Genomic DNA, 3,026 nt, shown 5'->3' with positions numbered 1-3,026 from the left:
GTGGCGTTCCAGTAATAAGCCCTTGCTGTACAAGGCTCCCCGGCCGGTTCGGCTCGCGCACGCTGCCGCCGAACTGAGCCAAGTTCGAGCCGTCATCGTCGGGTGTGCCGAAGAGGACACGATTGGATGGGGAGCCGGCCAGAAATCGCAGGGTTTCCCGCCCATTGTTCGTGACGGCAAACACACCGTCTGCGATGTGGTAGAAGCCCGTGTCCGGGGTATCGTCGTTCACGAACGAGATGCCCGCATGCCATACGTCTTTGCCATTGACGTGTAGGTTTTTCCTCGTGAAGTTGAGGGCAAACACCGCGCCGTTCGACGGGAGGTAGAACCCCGCCTCCGATGCGTTACCGAAGAAGTACCCACCGCTTTCGCCGATGAGGGCATGCCGATCATGCGCCACCTGCGATCGGTTTCGAGGTCGTGGCGAATTCGCCCTGTGCCTGATGGGTATGTCCCACGAGGCTGACGTTGCGCGACTTCACATCGACGTCAGCGGTCACGGTGCCGGTGAAGTGAGCGCTGCCCTCAATTTCGATCACGGAGCCGCCACCGCCCGCGCTACCCCCGTTCTTCCCGGTCGCGCCAGATTCGAACGTGAGCGGTCCTTTCACGAGCAGCGAGCCCGTGACCGTCGTATCGTCGGCGTCGAGCGTGACAGATTTCGCCTTGACGGTCGCGGTGTTGGTTTCGACCGTGACGCTGACCGGCGCGATGACGTGCACAGTCGCTCCCGCCGGCAGCTCGGCCGTGAGCGCGTGCGATGCGAAGTCATACGAGATGCGCGCTTTGTCCTTGTAGACGCGGACGTGCTGCGTCGGGCTCGAGCTGGGCGCATCGTGGCCGTCGCAATAGACACCGGGGAGGAAGAGCCCAGTCGTCGGCGCGCCGGACGGGAAGAACAGCAGCCCAGGCTCGCCCACGGACGGCGGGTCCCACGTGGCGCTGTCGCCGGTGCGCTGCGCGAGCCAGCGAATCCAGTCAGTTTGCAGGCCGCCGGATTCCATGCGTACGCGGCGGCCATCGTGATCGACTTCGATCACGGTGCCTTCGCGAAGCAGGCTCTCGATGCGGCGGTTCAGGTCAGCAAAATCATCCATGCGGCAAGGATGCCGCGCGCGCGGGAGACGGGCACGTGTATTCAGTTGTGTCAGGACAGCCCACAACGAAAAAGCCCGCTGGCCTTCGATCAGCGGGCTTCAGTATTGACGTGGTCCGGCTCAAGCGGCGCGTGAGCCTCGAAAGCAGATGGTTCCTTGGTGGGAGCCGACTCTGATTTGCGTTTTATTCGAAGGACTTGAGGTTGTTCAGCGGGACCAAACGCCACTGCTGGGCAGGTGAGCCATTGATCGGGAAGAGCCAGATCGGGTTTCCATCCTTGACGACGCGACCCTTGTCGTCGAGGCACAACGATTCATCGGACCTAGGTACGATGTATCCGGGTTTCGAGAAGAAATCCCATTGGATTGCGCTGGCGCTGGGCTTGAGCTTCAGGAGGGATTCAGGTGCGATCCGGTCTGCACCTATCGCGAGCACTCCGCCACTCGAATTCAGCGAGACGATGCCGGTGTCGAAGTTGACATCCCAAAAGCCATAGCGAGGTGCCAACCCGTTTTTGCTTCTAAGGACGACAGGGTTGTCCTGTGATTGATCCGTGACCCCAATCACATAGTTCGGATCTTGAGAGTATTCAATAATATAGACGCCCATTTTTTCTCTCCTAATCGCTCTATAAAAATATGACCCCGTTTTTCGGTGTCGCCGGGTTCGAATGAACTCAGCTAACTAATAATAGATGGGGGTTTGAGGAATTCTACCTGTCATGTTTGCGGGTCTGATAAATGTAAATAATCGATTTTATTTGTGATTATTTCGTTGTTTGTTTGTTTGATTTGATGTGTTGAGGTGGAAATTGGATTTCAATAAACCTCTAAAATAATTGGGCGCATTGTTCGGTTTCACGTCTTTGAATCTACAGTTCAGTGGCTGTTGATTTTATGGAATCCAATGGGTGCCATATCGGTCTCCTTCCGTGGAGTGTTCGTGGTGGCGGCCGGGGAGCTTTCGAATGACAGGCCGTGCAAAGAAAACCGGCGTGCGTCGCACTACTGCGCCAGAAAGTCGAGGACGACATCGGCGATCCTGTCGACATCGGCATCTCCTAGGCCGAGCAGCTCGCGTACCGGATACCGCACGACTGGACCACGGTTGCGTTCGCCCCGATCGCGCAGGCCCTCCTGGTGAACGCGTGCGATGCGCTCGACCTGGCGCGTGAAATGCGGCACGGAAGCGTCTGCCGTCGCGGCGGTTTTGAGGAAGCGGGCGGTGCGCAGCTTCGCGAACATCGCGCGCCGGATGCGCCCCTTCTTGCGCCGGGCCTGCGGCTTGCGCGGCGCGAAGCGGCTACCGTCCGGATTGCGGGCCTCGGCGATGCGTCGCGAGTGACGCCGGCGCAGCTCGCCGGCCAGCCCCTTCGCCAGGACCACGCGCTGCGCGGGCGTGAGCTGGCCGAGCAGACCAGACGCCCAATCCTCGGCGCGCGCCTGCGTCACCCATCCGGTCGCCAGGACACTCGTCGTGGCCGCAATGCGGCCTTCGTACTCGGACGCGACCATTTTCTCCAATTTGGAAGTTGTCCTATAGTTTTGCCCTTGTCATCGAGAATATGCTCTCCTGCGTGGCGTTCTCCGACGCCCGCACGAAGGAACGGCGAACAGCCGATCCAATTGATTCCTATAATATTGAGAGTAGACATATCCGATGAAAATCAAAATCCTGCTGGCTTCCCTGATGCTCACTGCTTCGCTGTCGGCCATGGCCCAAGCGGTGATCGGTCCATCCAAGCCGAAGCCGCCTTGCGAAAGAGAAGCGGTGCTCGGCCCGTCCGATCCTTGCAAATCCGTCGCAGTGGTCGGCCCGAGCAAACCCAAACCGTGTTGGTGCTACATCGTCAAGTAAGCCGTGAAACAGGCGCGACAGCGGCAGGATGTTGTCGGTGGCGTCAACCCGGTTGGGCAGCTGCTGGT

Annotated in this window: 5 protein-coding genes; 1 reads left to right on the top strand and 4 read right to left on the bottom strand. The window is 59.4% G+C overall.

All coding sequences use genetic code 11. The annotated features are described in order from the left end of the window. The 4 genes from ACWERV_RS36605 to ACWERV_RS36590 all read right to left on the bottom strand — a co-directional run. On the bottom strand, positions 1-403 hold a 403-nt coding region (locus tag ACWERV_RS36605), incomplete at its 3' end, for a hypothetical protein (RefSeq protein WP_452941193.1). Next, complete coding sequence (locus ACWERV_RS36600; protein ID WP_105818910.1) at positions 393-1,100, bottom strand: phage baseplate assembly protein V; 708 nt, start codon at positions 1,098-1,100, stop codon at positions 393-395. The genes ACWERV_RS36600 and ACWERV_RS36605, both read right to left, overlap by 11 nt. A 184-nt stretch (positions 1,101-1,284) precedes the next feature. After that, complete coding sequence (locus tag ACWERV_RS36595; protein WP_105818909.1) at positions 1,285-1,710, bottom strand: RICIN domain-containing protein; 426 nt, start codon at positions 1,708-1,710, stop codon at positions 1,285-1,287. Positions 1,711-2,105: 395 nt separating this feature from the next. Next, positions 2,106-2,615, bottom strand: a complete 510-nt coding sequence (locus ACWERV_RS36590; protein WP_105818908.1) for a phage virion morphogenesis protein — start codon at positions 2,613-2,615, stop codon at positions 2,106-2,108. 145 nt (positions 2,616-2,760) lie between these two features. Between ACWERV_RS36590 and ACWERV_RS36585 the strand changes: the two genes are divergently transcribed. After that, a complete protein-coding gene (locus tag ACWERV_RS36585) occupies positions 2,761-2,958 on the top strand; it encodes a hypothetical protein (RefSeq protein ID WP_105818907.1) in 198 nt (65 codons plus the stop codon). Positions 2,959-3,026 lie beyond the last annotated feature (68 nt).

It is taken from the genome of Streptomyces sp. NPDC004031, assembly GCF_053604375.1.
The sequence above is the reverse complement of the archived record's forward strand: the minus strand, read 5'-3'. Positions and strand labels throughout refer to the sequence as shown.